A 22,820-nucleotide genomic window follows, 5' to 3' on the forward strand; every position below is an offset into this window, starting at 1 on the left:
TCATCGTCACACAGCATCTCGCTGCAGCCGGTGTGGACCGCGAGAGTCGCGGGCGAGCCGAAGGAGAGCAGTTTGCGCGAACAGAAGACGGTCGTCATCACCGGAGCCAGCGACGGGATCGGTGCGGCCGCTGCGCGGCGACTACGTGCTGATGGGCACGAGGTCGTCATCGTGGGGCGCTCGCCGGCGAAGACCCGCGCGATCGCCGCTGAGCTGTCGGCGGATCACGTCGTGGCCGACTACTCGCGGTTGGATGATGTGCGCGAACTCGCTGCCACGCTCGCTTCGAGGTATCCGCGGATCGATGTTCTCGCGAACAACGCGGGTGGCATGTTCGGTGCGAGAGTCGAGACGGTCGACGGCTTCGAGCAGGCGCTCCAGGTGAACCACCTGGCCCCGTTCCTGCTCACGAATCTGCTGCAGGACGTGCTGCTCGCGAGCGGCGCCACGATCATCCAGACCTCGAGCGTTGCGGCACGCCTGTTCGGCAGTATCGATCTGAGCGACCTCGACAACCCTCGCGACCACACGCCGACGAAGGCGTACGGCGCAGCCAAGCTGGCGAACATCCTCTTCACGCGCGAACTGCACAACCGCTTCCACCCGCTGGGGCTGAACGCGGCGGCCTTTCACCCCGGGGTGATCGCCTCTGCGTTCGCCGCCGATACGAGCAGCAGGGCGATGGGCTTCCTGTACAACAACTCGTTCACACGCAGATTCCTCGGCACTCCGGCATCCGGCGCCGACCAGCTCGTGTGGCTGGCCGAGACGACTCCAGGCGAGGCGTGGGTGCCGGGCCTCTACTACGAGAAGCGCTCGATCGCGGCGCGAGTGAACCCGCAGAGCACGAGGGACGATCTGGCTCGTGAGCTCTGGGAGCGAAGCGCCGCGATGACAGGTCTGAGGAGCTGACCGCATGGACGATCTGGCCAGCGGAACCTGGCACATCGTGGAACTGCCGGACGGCTCGCTCATCGACGTCGTCGCCTTCAGATCCCGGAGGGGTGCGTCGCGCCGGATCATCGGAATCGATCGCCCCGTGGCACCCGACAAGCAGAAAAGCCTCAGACTCTGGCGAGAGAGTCTGAGGCTGATCCGTGCACCCCCAGGGACTTGAACCCTGAACCCATTGATTAAGAGTCAATTGCTCTGCCGATTGAGCTAGAGGTGCGTGGCCCGGTTTCCCCGGCCGAGGAATTACATTACCAGTTGCGGCGCATCATGCGAAATCGAACCAGCGTTCGCAGGCACGTGGCGCCGACTATCCTGAAGGGGTGACCGACTCCCCCGCAGCCGCCGATTTCACGAACGATCTCGCACTCGCCCTCCGGCTGGCAGACGTCGCCGACGAGCAGTCGCTCCCCCGATTCGATGTGAGCGACCTGAAGGTGTCGACGAAGGCGGACCGCTCCCATGTGACGGATGCCGATCTCGCGACGGAACGCGCCATCCGCGCCCTCCTCGCCCAGGAGCGTCCCGACGACGGCATTCTCGGCGAGGAGTTCGGGACAGAGGGCGACGCCCATCGCCAGTGGATCATCGACCCGATCGACGGCACGGCGAACTTCATGCGAGGGGTTCCGCTCTGGGGCACGATGATCTCGCTCGCGGTCGACGGCGTACCTCAGGTTGGCGTCGTCAGCATGCCTGCGCTGAGCCGCCGATGGTGGGCATCGACCGGAGCCGGCGCATGGACGGCGACCGATGCCGCACCTCGGCGCCTTGAGACGTCGGCGGTCTCATCCCCGGATGACGCGTCCGTGAGCTTCCAGAGCATCACCCAGTGGGCGGATGCCGGACAGCTGCCCGCGTTGCTGCGCATCGCGGACCGCGTCTGGCGAGACCGCGCCTACGGCGACGTCTACTCGTACATGCTGCTTGCCGAGGGCCGTCTGGAGATGGTCGCGGAGTTCGATGTCAAGGAATACGACATCGCCGCCGCAGTGCCGATCGTGCGCGAAGCGGGCGGGAGGTTCACGTCGTTCGACGGCGTCGACACGATCGCGGCCCGTTCGACACTGGCCAGCAACGGTCTGCTTCACGAAGCCTTCCTCCGACTCGCTCACTCCCCCACGAACACCTGACCCGAAAGCAGCGATGATCCGCCGTACCTCCCTTGCCGTGCTCGCGGCCGTGACGATCGCCCTGACGCTGTCGGCATGCTCCGCCGCGGCCGACCCCGTAACTACTCCGACGACCACGCCGAAGCCCACAGAGACCACAAGCCCGTCGCCCGAACCGACGCCGACCACGACACCAGAGCCGGAAGAGACTCCCGGCGCCGCGCCGACGTGCGAGACGATCATCGCGCCCAGCACGGTCGCGGCGCTGACCGAGCAAGGCTGGACCTACCGGGAACACGAATTCCGCTTCGGCGAGCACATAGTCGAAGGTGGCATCCAGTGCGTCTGGGGCGACTACACGGTGCCGTCGGACCATGTTCAGGTGTTCGGATGGGCGCCGCTCGATCAGGCGGCATCCGGCGACGGGCAGCAGAAGCTTCTCGACGAAGGCTGGCAGCGCGCGGATTCCGACGGCCGCGTGTACATCACCGAGAACCCCGATACCGCGATGGCGCCGGATGAGGACGGCTTCGGGATGACGTACGAGTTCGGTGACGGCTGGGTGAAGGTCGCCGACACGCGGCGGAGTCTCGTCCTCGTCGATTTCGAGTGAACCGGGCCGAGCCCGCGCGAGAACACGAACAAGCCCCACCATCCTGGTACGGATGGTGGGGCTTGTTCTGTGACAGCGGCTTTGTGGAGCTGGGGGGAATCGAACCCCCGTCCAACGCTGAGTATCCACGGCTTCTCCGGGCGCAGTCTGTGCAGACGTTCTACTCGGCTCCGACCTTTGTCACAGACACCTAAGTCGACAAGCCCAGCCTGGGAAGAGTCCCGTGTGACGTCCAGACGCCGTCACACAGCAAGATTCCTAGATGACGCCAGGATCCGTATCGGAATCACATACGGCCTGACGGACTCGGGCTCGCTTATGCAGCGAGGGCGAAGTCGTTGCGCTTTGTTTCGGCAACTATAGTTTTGCAGGGAGCGTTCACGAGATAACCCTGCATCCTCGGCCCGCTTCACGTGAATTCACAAGCACTGTCGAAACCGATCAGCCCCGTGTGTCTTCTTTCGAAGGAACCACTGTCACTCTGTGGATTTATCAGCTCGGATGTCGAAACACCCGAGCATCACAGGATACAACGGATCCGGGCTTCATGCTATTCCGCGACCGGTCTGAACAGGATGCTCTGGCGTAGAGTCGCTCTCATGAGCGATGTCGTCATCACAGTCCGCGGCGAGAACGAGTCGCGCCTTGCCCCGGAGCGCGCCACGATCCGCGTCACGGTACGAACCGAAGGCGCGGAGCGCGCATCGGTGGTCGACCAGGTGATGCGACTGTCCGAACCGCTGCGGAAGAGCATCACCGACCGCAAGGATGCCGGGACCGTGGCCGAGTGGACCAGCAAGCGTCTCGCGGTGAGCGCAGAACGCCCCTGGAACAACGAAGGCAAACGCCTGGCGCTGGTCTACCGCGCGAGCGTCGACTTCAGCGCCACGTTCACCGATCCATCCGAGCTCTCCATCTGGGTGTCGGACATCTCCGCCTGGGACGGCGTCGAGGTCGGCTGGGTGAACTGGCATCTCACGCCGGAGACGCGTGCCCGCGTCGAACGCGACGTCGCCTCCTCAGCCGTGAGCGTCGCCGTCGCACGAGCGGAGGCATACGCCGCCGCGTTGGGTCTCACCGACGTCACACCCATCGAGATCGCCGATGTCGGACTCATCTCTCAGGGCCAGGCACCAGGCGCACCACAGATTCTCAAGGCGCGCGGCGCCGCATTCGCCGCGGCGGATTCCGCACCGTCGATGGAATACGAACCCGACGAGATCGTCGTGTCAGCGACCGTTGAGGCCCGCTTCAACGCCCACTGAGCGACGACGCTCAGACCGCGAACTGCGCCAGTTCCGCTGCCAACCGCTCTGAGACGTGCGCACGGACATCCGTGCCTTTCTCACCGTGCTCCGCCGACAGCAGCATCCCGGTCTCGTGAATGGCCGCAACCAGGTCACCGCGCTCGTACGGGACGAGTGCGTGCACCTCGACGGCCGGTTTCGGCAGTGCCTCGTCGATCGCGGCCCGTAGCTCTTCGATCCCCTCGCCGGATCGTGACGACACGAAGTGCGCGCGTGGCTCGAGGCCCTGCAGCACCAGCCGGTCGTCGTCCGAGATGAGATCGGCCTTGTTGAAGACGACGATCTCGGGAAGGTCGCGTGCTCCGACATCGCCCATCACATCACGGACAGTCTGCAGCTGACCTGCTGGGTCTGGGTGCGCCCCGTCGACGACGTGCAGCACGATGTCGGCCTCACCGACCTCCTCCAGCGTGGAGCGGAACGCCTCGACCAGCTGATGCGGCAGGTTGCGTACGAAGCCGACCGTGTCGGTGAACGTGTAGACACGTCCGTCGGAGGTCTCGGTGCGTCGCACCGTGGCATCCAGCGTCGCGAACAGCGCGTTCTCGACCAGGACGCCTGCGCTGGTCAGCGCGTTGAGCAGGCTCGACTTGCCGGCGTTGGTGTATCCGGTGATCGCCACCGAGGGGATCGTGTTGCGCTTGCGTTCGGCGCGCTTGGCCTCTCGTGCCGGGCCGAAATCACGGATCTGACGGCGCAGCAGCGCCATCTTCGTGCGGATGCGGCGTCGATCGAGCTCGATCTTGGTCTCACCTGGACCGCGCGAACCCATGCCGGCGCCGCCGGCTCCGACCTGGCCACCGGCCTGGCGGCTCATCGAGTCACCCCAGCCGCGCAGACGCGGAAGCAGGTACTCGAGCTGCGCCAGCTCGACCTGCGCCTTGCCCTCCCGGCTCTTGGCGTGCTGGCTGAAGATGTCGAGGATCACGGTGGTGCGGTCGATGACCTTCACCTTGACGACATCTTCCAGAGCACGCCGCTGGCTGGGTGCGAGTTCGGTGTCGGCGATCACGGTGTCAGCACCGGTGGCTGCGACGAGATCCTTGAGCTCCTGCGCTTTGCCACGGCCCAGATATGTGGCCGGGTCCGGATTCGGACGCCGCTGCAGAACGGCGTCGAGCACGACCGCTCCTGCCGTCTCGGCAAGCGCTGCGAGTTCGCGAAGCGAGTTCTCGGCATCCGTCTGGGCACCCTGCGGATACACGCCCACGAGCACGACGTTCTCGAGTCGCAACTGCCGATACTCGACCTCAGTGACGTCTTCGAGTTCGGTCGACAGACCGGCGACGCGGCGCAGGGCGTGGCGGTCCTCCAGATCCCACTGATCGCCGTCTCGATCCGAGTACGCGGCCGTGCCGGAGTCCTGCAGCGCCTGTGCGGCACCGAACACCCGCGCCTGGGTGCGCGGCTGTGCGCTCGCAAGCACCCGATCCAGTCTCTCGTCATCGAGTGTCTGCTCAGCACTTGTCTCGTCTGTGGCTTTCGTCATCCTCTGCCTTCTGTGTTCGACGCCTTAACCTTAACCCTGCTGTCCGGTACGCTCGCCGTATGGGGTCTGATCACTACTTCACTGCGGCCCCGGCAAGCGCGGAGAACCTGCGAACCATTCGTGTGACGCTCGCAGATCGTGAACTCGAAGTGACCACTGCCGGTGGCGTCTTCAGCCCCGACCGCGTGGATGCCGGCACCGCAGTCCTCTTCGCCAGCATGCCTCCGCTGCCACCGAGCGGGAATTTCCTCGACCTCGGAAGCGGCTGGGGGCCCATCAGCATCACGATGGCTCTCGCCTCGCCCCACGCCACGGTATGGGCTGTCGACGTGAATGAGCGGGCGCTGGACCTCGTCCGTCGAAATGCCGAGGCTCTCGGCATCACCAATGTCAACGCCGTACTGCCCGACGATGTTCCCGATGACGTCGTGTTCCGCACCATCCGCTCGAATCCGCCGATCAGAGTGGGCAAGGACGTGCTGCACGACATGCTCGAGCGGTGGATACCCCGTCTGGACGAGCGCAGCGATGCATGGTTGGTGGTGCAGCGAAACCTCGGCGCCGATTCACTCCAGCGATGGCTCGGATCGACGTTCCACCCCGGGTACAGCGTCTTCCGCACCGCGACGGGCAAGGGATATCGCGTGCTCAAGGTGCGAAAGCACGGCAATCCTCCGACGGAACCGATCTCCCTCACCTGAGCGCACCGGACGGACTCACCGGCCGAGCGGGCCGAGCGCGTCAGACCTTGGCGATGCGGCGCACGCTGTAGCCCGCACCGCGATGCTCATCGGGCAACCGGTCGCCGCGTCCGTGCAGCTTGTGACGAAGCGTCCCCGGAACGTACTCGGTCTGATACACGCCACGGCGCTGCAGTTCGGGCACGATGAACTCGACGATGTCCTCGAACGTTCCGGGCGTGATCGCGTAGGCGAGGTTGAATCCGTCGACGTCGGTCTCGTCGACCCAGTCCTGCAGGAAATCGGCGACCTCTTCAGGCGAGCCGACCACGCGCGGGCCGAGACCGCCGATGTTGCCCAGTCGGGCGATGTCGCGCACCTTCCATTCCTTGCCGTCGTCGTTCGCCTGCTGGAAATTCGCCACGGTCGACTGGATCGCGTTGCTCTTGACGTTGCCGATCGGCTCGTCGAGGTCGAACTGCGACAGGTCGATGCCCATCCATCCCGACATGAACACCAATGCGCCCTCATCGCTGGCGTACTGCAGGTAGTCCTCGTGCTTGGCGTGCGCCTTCTCGCTCGTCTCGTCGGTGATGATCGTCAGAAGCGTGTAGATCTTCGCGGAGTAGCGGTCGCGCCCCGCCTCTTCGAGGGCGTCGCGGATGCGCTTCACTGTTCCAGCGAGCACCGTCTTGGTGGGTGCGGCGACGAAGATCGCCTCCGCGTTGCCCGCCGCGAACGCGATACCGCGCGGTGATGCGCCGGCCTGGAAGATCACCGGCGTTCGCTGCGGCGACGGTTCGGAGATGTGGATGCCGGGAACAGTGAAGTGCTCACCGTGATGGCCGATGTCATGAACCTTGGACGGATCGGTGAAGACCCCGGACTCACGGTCGCGGATGACCGCGTCGTCTTCCCAGGAGCCCTCCCAGAGCTTGTACGTGACCTCGAGGTACTCGTCGGCCACGTCGTAGCGCTGATCGTGCTCGAGCTGGTCGTCATGCCCCATGTTCCGGGCTGCGGAGGGCAGGTATCCGGTCACGACGTTCCAGCCGACCCGGCCGTTCGTGAGGTGATCGAGGGTCGACATGCGCCGGGCGAAGGGGTACGGGTGCTCGTACGCGGTGCCAGCGGTCACGCCGAAGCCGAGGTGATCGGTGACAGCGGCCATGGCGCTCACCAGCAGTACGGGATCATTGACGGGCACCTGGGCGCCGTGGCGGACCGCGGCTTCGTTGGAGCCGCCGTACACGTCATACGTACCGAGTACGTCGGCGATGAACAGGCCATCGAAGTTGCCGCGCTCGAGGAGCTGTGCGAGCTCAGTCCAGTAGCCGAGCTCTTTGTAGCGCGCCGACTGATCGAGCGGATGCCGCCACATGCCGGAGGACTGGTGCGCCACGCAGTTCATGTCGAACGCGTTGAAGCGGATCTGCTTGCTCATACGCACCATGGTGAACCACGACGCGCCTCGATCTCTTGTCGGCTGTAACGCGACGACTCAATCGCAGGCGAACGGGCGACTCACACGAGGTCGACTGTGCCGCTGTAGACGAGCTGCGCCGGCCCTGAGAGTGCGACGTGCTCGCCGTCTTCTGCGGGGAACATCCGCACGCCCAGTGTGCCCCCTGGCACTTCGACGCTCCAGTTGTCCGGGGCGCGGTCACCCGCCCAGTACCGCACGGCGAGAGCGGCAGCCGCGACACCGGTGCCGCAGCTGAGCGTCTCCCCCACCCCTCGCTCGAACACCCGCATCCTGACGTGCCCGATCCCGTCGCGCACGAGGGGTTCTCCCGGCACGACGAACTCCACGTTCGCGCCGGAGGGCAGGGGCGGCTCGAGTTCGGGGATGTATTCGAGTTCGAGACCGTCGAGTTCTTCGTCCGATGCGAGAGCGACGACGACATGCGGGTTGCCCACGTCGATTCCGAGCCCGGGGCGAGCGACATCAAGGCCACGCGCCTTTGCGAGCGGGTCGTCGCCGGACAGGCGCCAGCGTCCCAGATCCACCTGATACCCGGTGCCGCTGGCCGTCACATCCCGCACACCGGCGCGGGTGCCGATCGGCAGAGTCGTACCTGGTTCGATCACCGCGAGGCCGGCACCGACCAGATAGTGCGCGAAGACACGGATGCCGTTGCCGCACATCTCGGCGATCGATCCGTCGGCGTTTCGATAGTCCATGAACCATTCAGCAGCAGGTTCCTCAGCGAGCGCTGCCGCGCCCTCCGGAAGAGCTGCCGAGCGCACCACACGGAGGACGCCGTCAGCGCCGATGCCGAAGTGGCGGTCGCAGAGCACCGCGACCTGCGCGGCCGTGAGATCCAGCTCACCGTCGGCGTCAGGGATGATGACGAAATCGTTGCCGGTACCGTGCCCCTTGGTGAATGCGACCATGCGAACAGTCTAGAGAGATCGGCGGCGATCGATCAGCCACGAACCACGCGGTAACGGCCGCACATGAAGTTGCGATTGCGCGCCACGTCGAGCAGCTCGAGGTCGAGAGTTCGCGGCAGCAACGGCGCTCCACCGCCGAGAGTGACCGGCGCGAACTGCACCCAGACCTCATCGAGGAGCCCGGCGTCGGCGAACTGGCCGGCCAGATCACCACCGCCGACCACCCACAGGTCTTTACCGCCTGCGGCCGCGGTCATCGCGGCGTGCACCTCGGAGATCGCGTCCCTGGTGAGTGTCACCTCGGCCCCGTCGGGAATCGCCAGCTCGCGATGGGTGAACACCCACGTCGGCTGCGAGTACCCCCAGACACCCTGCTCGTGATCGAGTACCCATTCGTACGTGGATGCCCCCATCGCCAGGGCGCCGATCGTCTTCTCGAACTGCTGATAGGCCATCGGTCCTTCGGCATCGATGTCCTGTGTCAGCAGCCAATCGAGCGAGTGCTCTGGCGTTGCGATGAAACCGTCGAGACTGGAGGCGGTGAAGAAATGCGTGCTCATGACTCCATGATGAACCCGGGCACCGACATCGCTCAGAGCAGTTCTGCGGGATCACTTCCCGGAGCGAGCCAGGTGAGCTCCGGATAGCGTTTGAACCACGACACCTGGCGGCGCGCGTAGCGACGGGTGAGTGCCTGAGTCGACGCCACGGCCTCAGCCTCGGTCAGCTCACCCCTCAGCTGTGCGAGCGCCTGCGCATAGCCGATCGCGCGACTCGCCGTGACGCCTTCCTCCAGCCCCCTCTGACGCAGGTGCTCGACCTCTTCCAGCATCCCGTCCGCCCACATCCGCTCGACTCGCCTGTCCAGACGCTCGACCAGTTCGGGTCTGTCGACGTGGAGCCCCAGGATACGAGTGGTCGGATGCCAGAGCTCAGGAGTCTCCGGCAGAGCAGCACCGTGAGTCTTCTCCCCCTGCTCGAGAACTTCCAGTGCACGGACGACGCGGCGGCCGTTCTTCGGATCGATCCGTGCGGCAGCGGCAGCGTCCGCCGCCTCCAGACGCGCGAAAAGTGCAGCGGCACCGTGCGTCTCGAGGTCGCGCTCGAGACGCGCTCGCGTCTCGGCGTCGCGTGGAGGGAAGCGGAAGTCGAAGATCACGCTGGAGATGTAGAGGCCGGAGCCGCCCACCAGGATCGCGTCGCCACCGCGGGAATGGATGCCCTGGATCGCGGTGCGCGCGAGCGGCTGATACCAGGCGACAGCGGCCTCATCGCGGATATCGCGGACGTCGAGCAGGTGGTGGGGAACGCCGCGACGCTCGGCCCCCGAGAGTTTGGCCGTGCCGATGTCCATGCCCCGGTACAGCTGCATCGCGTCGGCATTGACGATCTCGGCCGGATTGCCGCGTTCGCGCAGCAGCTCTGCGAGGTTCAGCGCCAGGTCGCTCTTGCCGGTTCCCGTCGCGCCGACGATCGCCCACAGGCGGGTTGCGGGCGAATCAGACACCGACGCGGAGCGTGGGGAGACCGAGCGAAACCGCTCGCGGTGCACCGGTGTCTCCGGACGGGGCCGGGACGCCGCACGACTCCGCCTGCGCGCGATCCCACGCGTCTCCACCGCGCGTGCGCCGGATACGCAGCGGAGCGCCGCTCGCGTCGTCGGCGAGAAGGTGGAAGGGCGCGCCGTGCGTGATCGTGACCGTCACCACGTCGCCAGGACGCGGGATGTCAGAACCCTCGGTGACCTCGAAGTGCACGAGGCGGTTGTCTTCGGCGCGCCCCGTGAGCCGATGCGTCTCGGCGTCCTTCTTGCCCTCGCCGACGGAGACGAGCACCTCGACCTCGCGGCCGACCTGCTTCTGATTCTCTTCCAGAGAGATGCGTTCCTGGAGGGCGAGGAGCCGGTTGTACCGCTCCTGCACCACCTCTTTGGGGACCTGGTCCTCCATGGTCGCCGCAGGCGTGCCCTCGCGGATGGAGTACTGGAATGTGAAGGCATTGGCGAAACGGGCCTGCTCCACGACGCGCATGGTGTCTTCGAAGTCCTCGTCGGTCTCACCAGGGAAACCGACGATGATGTCGGTGGAGATCGCCGCGTACGGCATGCGCTCACGAACGCGATCGAGGATGCCGAGGAACTTCGAACTGCGATACGAGCGGCGCATCGCCTTGAGTACGCGGTCGCTGCCCGACTGCAGCGGCATGTGCAGCTGTGGCATGACCGCCGGTGTCTCCGCCATGGCGTCGATGACGTCGTCGGTGAAGGCGGCGGGGTGCGGGCTGGTGAACCGGATGCGCTCGAGTCCGTCGATCTCGCCGGCGGCGCGCAGCAGTTTGCCGAAGGCCTGACGATCCCCGAATTCGACGCCGTACGAGTTCACGTTCTGACCGAGCAGCGTGACCTCGATCGCGCCGTCTTCCACGAGCAGGCGGATCTCGTTCAGGATGTCGCCGGGGCGACGATCCTTCTCCTTGCCGCGCAGGCTCGGCACGATGCAGAAGGTGCAGGTGTTGTTGCAGCCGACCGAGATCGACACCCATCCGCTGTGAGCGGAGTCGCGCTTGGTCGGCAGCGTCGAGGGGAAGACCTCGAGGGATTCGAGGATCTCGAGTTCGGCGTCGCCGTTGTGGCGTGCGCGTTCGAGTAGTCCGGGCAGCGAGCCCATGTTGTGGGTGCCGAACACGACGTCGACCCAGGGCGCCTTGTCGAGGACCGCGTCTTTGTCCATCTGGGCGAGGCAGCCGCCGACGGCGATCTGCATGCCCTCCTTGCGACGCTTGACGGATGCCAAGTGCCCGAGCGTGCCGTAGAGCTTGCCCGCAGCGTTGTCACGAACGGCGCAGGTGTTGATGATGACGACATCCGCCTCCGCGCCGGAATCGGCTCGGAGGTAGCCTGCGCTCTCCAGCGAGCCGGAGAGACGTTCGGAGTCGTGCACATTCATCTGGCACCCGAAGGTGCGCACCTCGTACGTCCGCTGACGTCCGTCGGCGTCGACGGCCGCCGACGAGGCCTGGATGATCGTCGGTTCGCTGCTGAGGATAGTCATGGTGAACCCATTCTACGAGCGTTCGGGCCGGGTCACTCCGAGTCGACGAACCGCACGCCGCTTGTCGGCTTGCCCAGCGACGTCTCGGTCAGCGCCGTCCTCGCCGCGTTCATGGCGACGGAGCCGCCGTATCCGCGTCGCGCGAGCTGGCCCATGAGTCGCCGAAGCGCGGTCTCGAAGTCGAGCCGGGTCATCGAACGCGCCTTGGTCCTGGCGAACTCCAGCGCCCGTTCGGCATCGTCATCCGGCAGATCCCCGAGCGCGGTGTCGATGACGTCGCGCGGAATGCCACGCTGTGCCAAAGCCCTCGACAGTGCGACGCGCCCCTGTCCCTTGCGCTCGATGCCCGATATCACCAGCTGCTCAGCGAGGATCAGGTCGTCGAGGTAGCCACGCCTGCAGAAGTCGTCGACCGCGTCGTCGATCTGCGAGAGGTCCAGATCATGGCCGCGCAGCACCTGCCGTGCCTCGGAGATCGACAGAGAGCGCGCCCGCAGCTTGCGCAGCAGTGACTCCTCACCGGTTGCACGGATCTGATCCGGGTCGCGCTCTGGTGGCTGCTCCCCCGCGACCGCAACCTCTGAGCGGTGCAGAACTTCCGATCGCTCGTTCACGGCAGCCGCCTCGTGCGAGGGCCCGTGCGAGGGCTGGTGCGGCAGTGCAGACGCCGGCGCCACCTTGTCCCCGAAGAGTGGGATCACGGGAGCGAGGCGCGCCTCGCCCCCGTCACCGACAGTCATCAGGCCGGAATACGCTGCGTGAGCTCGGCCGCAGCTTCAGGAGCCTCGTCGGCGACCGCTCCGCCGATGCCGAGCTTCTGCTTGATCTTCGTCTCGATCTCCAGGGCGACGTCAGCGTTCTTGATGAGGAACGAACGTGCGTTCTCCTTGCCCTGACCCAGCTGATCGCCGTCGTAGGTGTACCACGAACCCGACTTCTTCACGAGCCCATGCTCCACACCGAAATCGATGAGGCTGCCTTCACGCGAGATGCCAGTGCCGTACAGGATGTCGAACTCCGCCTGCTTGAAGGGCGGTGCCATCTTGTTCTTCACGACCTTGACGCGGGTGCGGTTTCCCACCGCTTCGGTGCCATCCTTCATGGTCTCGATGCGACGGATGTCGAGGCGGACGGAAGCGTAGAACTTCAGCGCCTTACCACCGGCCGTCGTCTCGGGGGACCCGAAGAACACGCCGATCTTCTCGCGCAGCTGGTTGATGAAGATCATGGTGGTGTTGGTCTGACTCAGACCGCCCGTGAGCTTGCGGAGCGCCTGCGACATGAGTCGCGCCTGCAGACCCACGTGCGAGTCGCCCATCTCGCCCTCGATCTCGGCGCGCGGGACCAACGCAGCGACGGAGTCGATGACGATGAGGTCGATGGCACCGGAACGCACGAGCATGTCGGCGATCTCGAGTGCCTGCTCGCCTGTGTCCGGCTGAGACACAAGGAGTGCGTCGATGTCGACGCCGAGTTTCTTCGCGTACTCAGGGTCGAGCGCGTGCTCGGCGTCGATGAAGGCGGCGATGCCGCCGCCACGCTGGGCGTTGGCGATCGCGTGCAACGTCAACGTCGTCTTACCCGACGACTCAGGGCCGTAGATCTCGACGATTCGGCCGCGCGGCAGGCCGCCGACGCCAAGAGCGACGTCGAGGGCGATGGAGCCCGTCGGAATGACAGCAACAGGGGCGCGCTCATCGCTGCCCAGTCGCATGACCGAGCCCTTCCCGAACTGCCGGTCGATCTGGGCGAGGGCTGATTCCAGGGACTTCTCGCGGTCTGCGGGTGATGGCATGACGTGCTCCTATGTATTCGCATGGTGCCGCCTGTAGGCTGTCGCGGCCACCCCGACTGGGGCGAACTCTCCGACAAGGCGTATGGCTTTTTCGGCCTGTCATCACCGTACGAGCGACCTCCGACATTGCATCGGCTGCCCCACGAATCGGGGATGACTTCACCTCGAAACCACTTGTGCAGAACGTTACGCGCACTTCGAACACATATTCGACGACACGCCGATCCGGCACAGAGCGGACGCGATCAGAGAATCGAGTGCAGCTCCGCGCCCTCAGTGCCTGCGCGGCTCGAGCCGTCCGACTCCGTAGCGACGCTCCGCCGGCACATCGGTCTCGGCGCAGAGGGCGAGCCAGATCTCACGCGGCGCGACGCCTGCATCCAGGGCCTCTGCTGCCGTCCGATTGCCGAGAGCATCCAGGACGAGATCCGTCGTCAGCATCGCGGCGCGCGCACCGAATTCGTCGTCGACCGCGCGAAGGAACTCACTGCGCCGCATTGAAGGTCTACCCGAGGAGCCGCAGGTCAGTGCAGTGAGAGTTCGGGTTCGATGGACGCGACCAGGTCGTCCGGAACGACATCAGGGAACACCTGGATGCCCTCGAGGACGGAGATGCGGTCGCCCACCTCACGCATGATGATCGAGATGGGCACGTCGAGCGCTTCGGCGACCGAAGCGAGGATCTCGCTCGAGGCCTCCTTCTGACCGCGCTCGACCTCGCTGAGATATCCGAGCGCCACGGAGGCCTTGCCCGCGACCTGCCGGAGCGTACGCCCCTTCTGCAGGCGGAAGTCCCTCAGCACATCGCCGATTTCCTGTCGTACAAGAATCATCGGAACCTCCTCTCGATTCCCCTCATCGGAGCGTGCTCCGAACGGATCGCCAGTCTAACCCGACTCTCTGAATAAAAAACTACCGTTTCACGCTGTGCTTTCGTTGTGAGCACATCTTCCATCGCCACACTTCTCACAACGATCATGGGCGGTGTGCTATTCCCCCATCTCTTCGAGCAGCTTCTCGATCGCCGCATCCACGGTCTGAGCTCTGATCGATGCGCGATCGCCATCGAGCCGCAGCGAGAACGCACGCACGCGCATGGGCGTGGCGATGCCGATGTGCACGGTTCCCACCGGTTGCCCGTCAGGCGAATCCGGACCGGCGATCCCCGTCGTGGACAGACCCACGTCCGCTGATCTGCCTGCGACGCTCACGGCATCGCGCACGCCACCGGCCATCTGCTCCGCGACGAGCGGATGAACCGGCCCGTGCTCCTCGAGCAGCGCGGCATCCACTCCGAGCAGCGAGGCCTTCACGGGCGTCGCGTATGCGACGACCCCTCCGAGCAGGGTCGCCGATGCGCCTGGAACCGACACGATCTCTGCTGCCAGTGCCCCGCCTGTGAGCGATTCGGCGATTCCCAGTGTCCATCCGCGCGCAGTGAGCGCGGCCACCAGTTCCGCCGCCACGGTCATGATCTGTCGGCGCGTGATCCGCGCACCTGTGAGAGCACGTAGTCGATCCCGCTGACGACGGTGAGCGCAAGTGTCACGTACATCAGCACGATGCCGACGCCGATCCACCAATCCATGCCGATCAGCTGGTGAAGAGGCAGCAGCCACCAGCCGAGCGCGATGCCCTGCACCGCGGTCTTGACCTTTCCCAACCACGCGGCGGCCACGATGTGGCTGCTGGCGACTATGAAGCGATGGATCGTGATGCCCCATTCACGGATGAGGATGATGATGACGATCCACCAGGGCCATTCGGCGAGGATCGCGAGTCCGACGAAGCCTGCGCCGGTGAGCAGCTTGTCGGCGATCGGATCCCAGAGCTTTCCGAAGTCGCTGACGATGTCGTACTTGCGGGCGAGATATCCGTCGACCCAGTCCGTCGAGATGGCCACGATGAACAGGACACCGGCGATCCAGCGGATCACGAGGTCGTCGAGGCCGTACGTCCCGCCGAGGAGCAGCAGGACGAAGAAGACCACGGCGAGCGGGATCCGTGCGATCGTGATCGCGTTCGGCAACTGCCGCGGAATCGCCATCAGTCGCGACCCGTCAATCCCCAGGCGTCTTCGCCGGCATCGTCCTCATCGACCACGGGCAGTCCGCGGAACTGCTCTTCGATCGGGTCGTGAGCGGGTCCTGGCTGCGCCGCAGCCGGCGAGGGTGCCGGCGCAGCGGCCGGAGGGTCATCGCCGCGCAGTTTCGCCATGACGTCCGGCAACTGCTCGGCCGTCACAAGCACATCGCGCGCCTTCGAGCCCTCGGACGGGCCGACGATCTCGCGGGACTCGAGGAGATCCATCAGACGCCCGGCCTTCGCGAAGCCGACGCGCAGTTTGCGCTGCAGCATCGAGGTCGAGCCGAACTGGGACGAGACGACGAGCTCTGCGGCGGCGAGCAGCACCTCGAGGTCGTCGCCGATGTCCTCGTCGACTTCCTTCTTCCTGGTCGGCTCCAGCGCCTCCTGCACATCCACCCGGTACTCGGGCCGAGCCTGAGCAGTGACGTGCTTGACCACCGCGTCGATCTCGCTCTCCTCGACCCACGCGCCCTGCAGTCGGAACGGCTTGGATGAGCCCATCGGCGAGAAGAGCGCATCGCCCTGGCCGATCAGCTTGTCGGCGCCGGGGCTGTCGAGGATGACGCGGCTGTCGGTGACGCTGGTCACCGCGAAGGCGAGACGCGAGGGCACATTGGCCTTGATCAGACCGGTGACGACGTCGACGCTCGGACGCTGGGTCGCGAGCACCAGGTGGATGCCGGAGGCACGGGCGAGCTGCGTGATGCGCACGATCGAGTCCTCGACGTCACGAGGGGCGACCATCATGAGGTCTGCGAGCTCGTCGACGACGACCAGCAGGTACGGGTACGGCTTGAGCACGCGTTCGCTGCCGAGGGGAACCTCGACCTCACCGGCGCGCACGGCCTTGTTGAAGTCGTCGATGTGGCGGAATCCGAACGACGCCAGGTCGTCGTACCGCATGTCCATCTCCTTCACCACCCACTGGAGTGCCTCTGCGGCCTTCTTCGGGTTGGTGATGATGGGCGTGATCAGGTGCGGCACACCGGCGTAGCTCGTGAGCTCGACGCGCTTGGGGTCGATCAGCACCATGCGCACGTCGGACGGACGCGCCCGCATCAGCAGGCTGGTGATCATCGAGTTGACGAAGCTCGACTTACCGGATCCGGTGGATCCGGCGACCAGCAGGTGCGGCATCTTCGCGAGGTTCGCGACGACGAAGTTTCCGCCGACGTCCTTGCCGACGCCGACCGTCAGCGGATGAGTGCTCTTGTGCGCAGCCGCGGAGCGGATGACGTCACCGAGGGCGACCGTCTCGCGGTCGGTGTTCGGGATCTCGATGCCGATCGCGCTCTTGCCGGGGATCGGCGAGAGGATGCGAACATCGTTCGACGCCACCGCATAAGCGATGTTGTTGCTCAGCTGCGTGATCTTCTCGACCTTGACCCCGTGGCCCACCTCGACCTCGTACTGCGTGACCGTCGGTCCGCGCGAGAATCCGGTCACCTTGGCGTCGATCTTGAACTGCGAGAGCACGCTCGTGATCTGCTCGACGATCTTGTCGTTCGCCTCGGAGCGGGCGACCGAGGGTGGACCGGCGCTGAGCACGCCGGGCGACGGCAGGGAGTACGGGGCGCTCGGAGCCTGCAGACCGCGCTCTCCCGGACCGTCGGTCCCGAAGCCGGAAAGTCCTGGCAGCTCTGGCTGCTCGCCAGTGTCGCCGGAGTCGTCGAGCAGTGCGGTGCTCCCCTGGGCGCCGAGCTTGTCCATCACGCTCTGCACGTCGGTGAGCACCTCGGTGGCGGCATCCGCGGGGTCGGCGACGATGACAGCCTGGTCATAGGCGGTGTTGTCGACCGGCCCGTCATTCGGCGACAGCAGCTCGGTGAGGTCCTGCGAGCCGATCCCCTCGTCGGGATCCTCTTCGCGACCGGTCTTGTTCCGGCGCCACCACGGGAGGACGTTCGGATCGTCGTCCTCGTCGAACGAGCCCTCCGCCTTGTCTGCGGCGGCCTTCTCGTCGAAAGCGGGCTTCTCGACGCGCTCCGCGCCGAACATCCAGGCGTACAGGTCTCCGAGCCTCGCGCCGATGCGGTTCGGCGGGGTCTTCGTGATGATCAGGATGCTGAGCGCGGCCAGCAGCCCCAGCACGATGTAGGCGACGATGTCGGTGAGATACGACAGCGGCTCCCCCAGCATCCAGCCGAAGAGTCCCCCGGCCGCGCTGAGTGCCGGCATACCCGATTTCGGCTCCGGCTGCCCGCCCGCGACGTGGCAGATTCCGGCGATCGTGAGCACGAACAGGCCGAAGCCGATCCCGATGCGTCCGTTGTCGTGCACTGACGAGGGATGCCGGAACAGCCAGCCCGCGAGGATCAGCAGCAGCACCGGCATCAGGAAGGCGGTACGACCGATCAGACCGCCCACCGAGTAGGCGCTGATGTTCTGAGCGATCTCGTTGCCGATGAAGAACCACTCGGTGACCGCGCCCAGGCACGCCAGCAGCACCAGGAACAACGGGAACCCGTCGCGCCGCTGGTCCTTCTCGAGCGCCTCTGGCCCGAAGGCGCGGAAGAGCCCACCGACGCCGTGTGCCAGGCCGAGCCAGGCGCGCACGGCGACCGGGGGTCTGTCGACATCGTCGATGTACTTCTTCGGGGTCGCCGGCAGCTTCTTGGTAGGGGCCGTCTGCGCCTTCGAGCGCGCGGGAGACTTCTCGGACGCGCGCGAGGTCTTGGTGGTGCTCCTGGCCATGGTGAAAGCCTACGGCGAGGCGCCGACAAGCCGCGTAATGACGCGGCTTTCCCGCCGAATGACCTACGCCTCGATGACGAGCGGGACGATCATCGGACGGCGGCGGAGCTTCTGATTCACCCAGCGACCGATCGTGCGCCGAACCACCTGGGAGAGCGCGTGGGTGTCGCGCACGCCGTTGCCGGAGGCCTCCTTGAGCGCCGCCACGATCTTCGGGACCACGTCGTCGAAGACCGAGTCGTCCTCGGCGATGCCACGGGCGTGGATCTCCGGCCCGGTGATGATGCGTCCGGTCGCGGCATCCACCACGATGATGATCGAGACGAAGCCCTCCTCACCGAGGATGCGACGGTCCTTGAGATCGGCATCCGTGATCTCACCGACGGTCGAGCCGTCGACGTACACGAAGCCGATGTCGAGCTGACCGGCGATGGTCGTCCGGCCGTCCTTGAGGTCGATGATCGTGCCGTTGGACGCGAGGATCGTGTTCGCCTCGGGAATACCCGTGTCCTGTGCGAGCTTGGCGTTCGCCACCAGGTGACGGTATTCGCCGTGCACGGGCAGCACGTTCTTCGGTCGCAGGATGTTGTAGCAGTACAGCAGTTCGCCCGCTGCTGCGTGCCCTGAGACGTGTACCTTGGCGTTGGCCTTGTGCACGACGTTCGCGCCGAGCTTGGTGAGTCCGTCGATCACGCGGTACACGGCGTTCTCGTTGCCGGGGATCAGGCTGGAGGCGAGGATGACCGTGTCGCCCTCGCCCACTTCGATCGCGTGGTCGAGGTTGGCCATGCGGCTCAGCACCGCCATCGGCTCGCCCTGCGAGCCGGTGGACATGTAGACGATCTTCTCGTCGGGAAGGTCGCGGGCCTTCTTGTAGTCGATCAGCACGTTCTCCGGCACCTTGAGGTAACCGAGATCGGCGGCGATCGTCATGTTGCGCACCATGCTGCGCCCGAGTAGCGCGACGCGGCGACCGTTGGCGTGCGCGGCATCCAGAACCTGCTGGACGCGGTGCACGTGGCTCGAGAAGCTGGCGACGATGACGCGGCGCGGCGCCTTCGCGATCACCTGATCCAGCACCGGGCCGATCGAACGCTCTGTGGGTGTGAATCCGGGTACGTCGGCGTTCGTGGAGTCGACGAGGAACAGGTCGACGCCCTCTTCGCCGAGGCGGGAGAACGCGCGCAGGTCGGTGATGCGACCGTCGAGCGGCAGCTGATCCATCTTGAAGTCGCCGGTCGCCAGCGCCATACCGGCCGGGGTGCGGATGGCGACGGCCAGGGCATCGGGGATGGAGTGGTTGACCGCGACGAACTCGAGATCGAAGGGGCCGACCTTCTCTTCCAGGCCCTCCTTCACGGTGAGCGTGAACGGTCGGATGCGGTGCTCCTTGAGCTTCGCCTCCACGAGCGCCAGCGTGAGGCCCGATCCGATCAGCGGGATGTCGCTCTTCAGACGCAGCAGATAGGGCACGGCGCCGATGTGGTCCTCGTGGCCGTGCGTGAGCACGACACCGACGATGTCGTCGAGGCGGTCCTTGATCGGCTCGAAGTCCGGAAGGATCAGGTCGACGCCCGGCTGGTGCTCCTCGGGGAACAGCACGCCGCAGTCGACGATCAGGATCTTGCCGTCGTACTCGAAGGTCGTCATGTTGCGACCGATCTCGCCGAGACCACCCAGAGGGATGACACGGAGCGCGCCTTCGGCGAGCGGTGCGGGGACGGAGATGGGAATGGACATTGATGTCTCCTCAGTCGGACACTCGTCGTGCCCGTTCGTGCTTATGGGCGCGCGACGCGCCCGTCGTCTCAGCGCGTCGTGCCATGCACCTTCGGCAACGCGCCGCCGGCGGCCGCGTTGCGGTCGGGGCGGAAGTTCGAGAAATCGGCGCCTGGCACATCGGTGACGAGGGCGAGCTCGTCTTCGATGAGCGCGGCTTCCCACTCCTCCGGCCCCACCAGGGGCAGGCGGACGCGGGGGCTGGAGATACGGCCGAGGCCGTGCAGGATGTACTTCGCCGACACCGTGCCTGGCACATGGGTCATGGTCGCGCGCACGAGCGGCTCGAGACGCTTGTGCTCAGCGGTCGCGGCCGCGAGATCACCGCGGTTCACGGCATCCACGATGGTGCGGTACGGCGTCGCCGTGATGTTCGCCGTGACGCCGATCAGTCCGGTGGCCCCGATCGCGAGGTGCGGCAGCGCGTTGGCGTCATCGCCGGAGAAGTACATCAGATCGGTCTGGTTCAGCACGCGGCTGACCTCGCTGAAGTCGCCCTTGGCGTCCTTCACGGCGAGGATGTTGGGGTGCTTGGCGAGACGCAGGATGGTCTCGTACTTGATCGGCACTCCGGTGCGGCCGGGGATGTCGTACAGGATGACCGGGAGGTCGGTGGCATCAGCGACGAGGCGGAAATGCGTGAGGATTCCGGCCTGTGTCGGCTTGTTGTAGTAGGGCGTGACGATCATGATGCCGTCCGCGCCGGCCTTCTCGCTGGCCTTGTACAGCTCGATCGCGTGCGCGGTCTCGTTCGAGCCACCACCGGTGATGATCTTGGCGCGTCCGGCAGCCACTGACTTGCCGACCTCGACGAGCTTGAGCTTCTCGGGGTCCGTGAGGGTCGAGGTCTCGCCGGTCGTTCCCGTCACGACGATGCCGTCCGCACCCGCGGTGATGACGTCATCCATGTGCTTCTCGACGGCGGGCCAGTCGACTTCGCCGTCGGGCGTCATCGGAGTGACGAGCGCGACGAGAACCTGTCCGAAAGGATTGCCCGAATGCGTCATTGCTCCAGCGTATCGGTTCGCGTCCCGTCGCATCGCGCCGGATAGGCTCCTGGGCATGACGTGGCGGACCGATGACTCCCGAATCGTGTACGAGAACGCATGGATCTCGGTTCGCGAGGACGCGGTGACCGGCCCCGCAGGCGCCGGCGTCTACGGTGTTGTGACGCTGCGCCATCCTGCGGTCTTCATCGTCGCCCTCGATGAGCACGAGCGGGTGTGCCTGGTGTCCCTCGATCGCTACACGGTCGGGCGATCCATCGAGGTTCCCGCCGGTGGCAGCGACGGTGAGGACCCCCTGACCGCGGCACAGCGAGAACTGCTCGAGGAGACCGGGATGCGCGCCGACGAGTGGCGCATGATCGGCACGATGAATGCCCTGAACGGTGTGACCGTCGCACCCGAGCACGTCTTCCTCGCCCGCGGACTGCATGACGCCGAAGGCGAGGCCCGCGAGGAGGAGGGCATCGACGAAGTCTCTTGGGTGCCGTTCGCCGAAGCGATCACGATGGTCGCGGACGGCCGGATCAGCGATGGCGAGACGGTTGCCGCACTCGCATATGCGGGTATCCACCTCGGCCGCTTCGGCTGATCGGTCCCGCTCTCGGGCCTTGCTCAGACTCGTCCGCGCCTGGCTGCGCGCGCGGTGAGGGATGACGGCAGCACCTTGGTGACCGCCACGACGAGCTTGTACCTCAGCGACGGAACGCACACGGCCTGGCCGCGGGAGGCCGCGCTCAGCCCTTCCCGCACCACGTCGCGCGCCTGCAACCAGCCGATCTCCGGAATGCCCTCATGGCCCTTCTGCAGGCCCATGCGCTCGTGGAACGTCGTGTGCGTGAAGCCGGGGCACACGGCCGTCACCGTCACGCCGTCCGATGCGTACTCGGAGTTCGCCCACCGGCTGAACCCGATGAGCCACTGCTTGCATGCCGAATAGGTCGAGCGCGAGATGAAACCCGCCACCGAGGCGACGTTGATGATGCGCCCGCCGCGGCCGCGCATCGTGCCGAGAGCGGCATGCATGAGCCTCATCGGAGCTTCGACGTGGATGCGCAGATGGCGCACCTCGTCCTCGATGTCGTTGTCGGCGAACTGGAGCGGCAACCCGAAACCGGCATTGTTCACGAGCAGGTCGATCGGATGCTCCGGCGCCGAGATCCGCGCGGCCACTCGCTTCACGTCGTCCTCGACGACCAGATCCGCCGTGACGACTTCGACGACGACACCGTAGGCCGCTCGCAGCTCAGCGGCGAACGTGTCCAGCGCGTCCTGAGAACGGGCCACGAGCACGAGGTCAGCACCGCGCTCGGCGAGCTGGTGAGCGAACTCCGCACCGAGGCCCGCGCTGGCACCCGTGATCAGCGCGGTGGGCATCAGCGCTCGTATCCGAGGAAGCGGAATCGGATGCCGGTGCGCGAGGTCTGCCACTCCCCCTCATCGACGAGACGCCAGCCCTCCTTGGAGGGCGCGTAGGCGTCTCCGTCGACCTCGAGATCGAGTTCGGTGACCTCCAGCCGATCCGCGTGGGCGATCACCTGTGCGAAGATCTCCGCGCCGCCGATGATCCAGACCTTGTCCAGGCCTCGAACGGCGTCAGCCGCATCAGCCGCGCGACGCGCTCCGTCTGCCGTCCAGTCCTGCTGGCGCGTGATGACGACGTTGTCGCGATCGGGCAGCGGACGGAAGCGCTCCGGAAGTGAGTCCCAGGTCTTGCGTCCCATCACGACGGGAGCGCTGAGAGTGATCTCCTTGAAGTGAGCGAGGTCTTCCGGCACATGCCACGGCATACCGCCCGATGCGCCGATCACACCGCCCGCTGCCTCGGCCCAGATCAGACCGACCCACGGGAGCTCCAGAG

The 22,820-nt window shown here is 66.0% G+C and carries 23 protein-coding genes, 1 tRNA gene and 1 other RNA gene; 6 read left to right on the plus strand and 19 right to left on the minus strand.

The features are described from left to right. The first annotated feature begins 72 nt into the window (after window positions 1-72). Window positions 73-912, plus strand: a complete 840-nt coding sequence (locus tag JF52_RS0100365) for an SDR family NAD(P)-dependent oxidoreductase (RefSeq protein ID WP_033104580.1) — start codon at window positions 73-75, stop codon at window positions 910-912. Window positions 913-1,098: 186 nt separating this feature from the next. Here the strand turns inward: JF52_RS0100365 and JF52_RS0100370 are convergent. Beyond that, window positions 1,099-1,171, minus strand: a tRNA-Lys gene (locus JF52_RS0100370). A gap of 103 nt (window positions 1,172-1,274) precedes the next feature. On the opposite strand from JF52_RS0100370, the gene JF52_RS0100375 reads away from it, so the two are divergent. Then, window positions 1,275-2,084 (plus strand): inositol monophosphatase family protein, encoded by an 810-nt coding sequence (locus JF52_RS0100375; protein WP_033104581.1) that lies wholly within the window; start codon window positions 1,275-1,277, stop codon window positions 2,082-2,084. A 13-nt stretch (window positions 2,085-2,097) separates the two neighbouring features. Beyond that, window positions 2,098-2,676, plus strand: a complete 579-nt coding sequence (locus JF52_RS0100380) for a hypothetical protein (RefSeq protein WP_033104582.1) — start codon at window positions 2,098-2,100, stop codon at window positions 2,674-2,676. An 81-nt stretch (window positions 2,677-2,757) separates the two neighbouring features. Here the strand turns inward: JF52_RS0100380 and ssrA are convergent. Continuing rightward, window positions 2,758-3,125: a transfer-messenger RNA gene (gene ssrA / locus JF52_RS16715) on the minus strand. 150 nt (window positions 3,126-3,275) lie between these two features. Between ssrA and JF52_RS0100385 the strand changes: the two genes are divergently transcribed. Next, window positions 3,276-3,941 (plus strand): SIMPL domain-containing protein, encoded by a 666-nt coding sequence (locus JF52_RS0100385; RefSeq protein WP_033104583.1) that lies wholly within the window; start codon window positions 3,276-3,278, stop codon window positions 3,939-3,941. A 10-nt stretch (window positions 3,942-3,951) separates the two neighbouring features. On the opposite strand, the gene hflX is transcribed toward JF52_RS0100385, so the two are convergent. Next, on the minus strand, window positions 3,952-5,472 hold the full coding sequence (gene hflX, locus JF52_RS0100390; RefSeq protein WP_033104584.1) for a GTPase HflX: 1,521 nt from the start codon (window positions 5,470-5,472) through the stop codon (window positions 3,952-3,954). Between the two features lie 59 nt (window positions 5,473-5,531). Here hflX and JF52_RS0100395 point away from each other — a divergent pair, with 59 nt between their 5' ends. After that, window positions 5,532-6,173, plus strand: coding sequence for a class I SAM-dependent methyltransferase (locus tag JF52_RS0100395; protein WP_033104585.1), 642 nt, complete (start codon window positions 5,532-5,534; stop codon window positions 6,171-6,173). A gap of 40 nt (window positions 6,174-6,213) precedes the next feature. Here JF52_RS0100395 and JF52_RS0100400 read toward each other — a convergent pair whose 3' ends face one another. From JF52_RS0100400 to dapA, 14 genes are all read right to left on the minus strand, one after another. Then, a complete protein-coding gene (locus tag JF52_RS0100400) occupies window positions 6,214-7,596 on the minus strand; it encodes an LLM class flavin-dependent oxidoreductase (protein ID WP_033106118.1) in 1,383 nt (460 codons plus the stop codon). 80 nt (window positions 7,597-7,676) lie between these two features. Continuing rightward, entirely contained in the window at window positions 7,677-8,549 is an 873-nt protein-coding gene (gene dapF / locus JF52_RS0100405; protein WP_033104586.1) for a diaminopimelate epimerase, read from the minus strand. Between the two features lie 32 nt (window positions 8,550-8,581). After that, window positions 8,582-9,109 (minus strand): dihydrofolate reductase family protein, encoded by a 528-nt coding sequence (locus JF52_RS0100410; RefSeq protein WP_033104587.1) that lies wholly within the window; start codon window positions 9,107-9,109, stop codon window positions 8,582-8,584. Between the two features lie 32 nt (window positions 9,110-9,141). Continuing rightward, window positions 9,142-10,056 carry a tRNA (adenosine(37)-N6)-dimethylallyltransferase MiaA gene (gene miaA, locus JF52_RS0100415; protein WP_033106119.1) on the minus strand — a complete coding sequence of 305 codons (915 nt, stop codon included), beginning with the start codon at window positions 10,054-10,056 and terminating at the stop codon, window positions 9,142-9,144. Next, complete coding sequence (gene miaB / locus JF52_RS0100420) at window positions 10,049-11,599, minus strand: tRNA (N6-isopentenyl adenosine(37)-C2)-methylthiotransferase MiaB (protein ID WP_033104588.1); 1,551 nt, start codon at window positions 11,597-11,599, stop codon at window positions 10,049-10,051. The genes miaA and miaB overlap by 8 nt, the downstream gene beginning before the upstream one ends. A 32-nt stretch (window positions 11,600-11,631) precedes the next feature. Then, window positions 11,632-12,339: a regulatory protein RecX gene (locus JF52_RS0100425; protein WP_033104589.1), complete on the minus strand. Its 708-nt coding sequence runs from the start codon at window positions 12,337-12,339 to the stop codon at window positions 11,632-11,634. Next, window positions 12,339-13,394 carry a recombinase RecA gene (gene recA / locus JF52_RS0100430; protein ID WP_033104590.1) on the minus strand — a complete coding sequence of 352 codons (1,056 nt, stop codon included), beginning with the start codon at window positions 13,392-13,394 and terminating at the stop codon, window positions 12,339-12,341. Before recA ends, JF52_RS0100425 begins: the two co-directional genes overlap by 1 nt. A 273-nt stretch (window positions 13,395-13,667) precedes the next feature. After that, a complete protein-coding gene (locus tag JF52_RS0100435) occupies window positions 13,668-13,892 on the minus strand; it encodes a DUF3046 domain-containing protein (protein ID WP_033104591.1) in 225 nt (74 codons plus the stop codon). Between the two features lie 26 nt (window positions 13,893-13,918). Then, window positions 13,919-14,227, minus strand: coding sequence for a helix-turn-helix domain-containing protein (locus JF52_RS0100440; protein WP_033104592.1), 309 nt, complete (start codon window positions 14,225-14,227; stop codon window positions 13,919-13,921). A gap of 156 nt (window positions 14,228-14,383) precedes the next feature. Continuing rightward, on the minus strand, window positions 14,384-14,866 hold the full coding sequence (locus JF52_RS0100445) for a CinA family protein (protein ID WP_033104593.1): 483 nt from the start codon (window positions 14,864-14,866) through the stop codon (window positions 14,384-14,386). Next, window positions 14,863-15,441, minus strand: a complete 579-nt coding sequence (gene pgsA, locus JF52_RS0100450; protein ID WP_033104594.1) for a CDP-diacylglycerol--glycerol-3-phosphate 3-phosphatidyltransferase — start codon at window positions 15,439-15,441, stop codon at window positions 14,863-14,865. The genes JF52_RS0100445 and pgsA overlap by 4 nt, the downstream gene beginning before the upstream one ends. Beyond that, window positions 15,441-18,176, minus strand: a complete 2,736-nt coding sequence (locus JF52_RS0100455) for an FtsK/SpoIIIE family DNA translocase (protein WP_033104595.1) — start codon at window positions 18,174-18,176, stop codon at window positions 15,441-15,443. The genes pgsA and JF52_RS0100455 overlap by 1 nt, the downstream gene beginning before the upstream one ends. Window positions 18,177-18,239: 63 nt before the next feature. Then, window positions 18,240-19,916: a ribonuclease J gene (locus JF52_RS0100460; protein WP_033104596.1), complete on the minus strand. Its 1,677-nt coding sequence runs from the start codon at window positions 19,914-19,916 to the stop codon at window positions 18,240-18,242. 68 nt (window positions 19,917-19,984) lie between these two features. Further along, window positions 19,985-20,962, minus strand: coding sequence for a 4-hydroxy-tetrahydrodipicolinate synthase (gene dapA / locus JF52_RS0100465; protein ID WP_033104597.1), 978 nt, complete (start codon window positions 20,960-20,962; stop codon window positions 19,985-19,987). A 55-nt stretch (window positions 20,963-21,017) separates the two neighbouring features. Here dapA and JF52_RS0100470 point away from each other — a divergent pair, with 55 nt between their 5' ends. Then, complete coding sequence (locus JF52_RS0100470) at window positions 21,018-21,551, plus strand: NUDIX domain-containing protein (protein WP_033104598.1); 534 nt, start codon at window positions 21,018-21,020, stop codon at window positions 21,549-21,551. A gap of 23 nt (window positions 21,552-21,574) precedes the next feature. On the opposite strand, the gene JF52_RS0100475 is transcribed toward JF52_RS0100470, so the two are convergent. Together JF52_RS0100475 and JF52_RS0100480 are read right to left on the minus strand one after the other, a co-directional pair. Continuing rightward, window positions 21,575-22,336, minus strand: a complete 762-nt coding sequence (locus JF52_RS0100475; RefSeq protein ID WP_033104599.1) for an SDR family NAD(P)-dependent oxidoreductase — start codon at window positions 22,334-22,336, stop codon at window positions 21,575-21,577. Beyond that, window positions 22,336-22,749 (minus strand): dihydrofolate reductase, encoded by a 414-nt coding sequence (locus tag JF52_RS0100480; RefSeq protein ID WP_234000296.1) that lies wholly within the window; start codon window positions 22,747-22,749, stop codon window positions 22,336-22,338. Before JF52_RS0100480 ends, JF52_RS0100475 begins: the two co-directional genes overlap by 1 nt. Window positions 22,750-22,820: the final 71 nt, after the last annotated feature.

The sequence above is a fragment of the Microbacterium profundi genome (assembly GCF_000763375.1).
GTDB classification, from domain to species: Bacteria; Actinomycetota; Actinomycetes; order Actinomycetales; family Microbacteriaceae; genus Microbacterium; species Microbacterium profundi.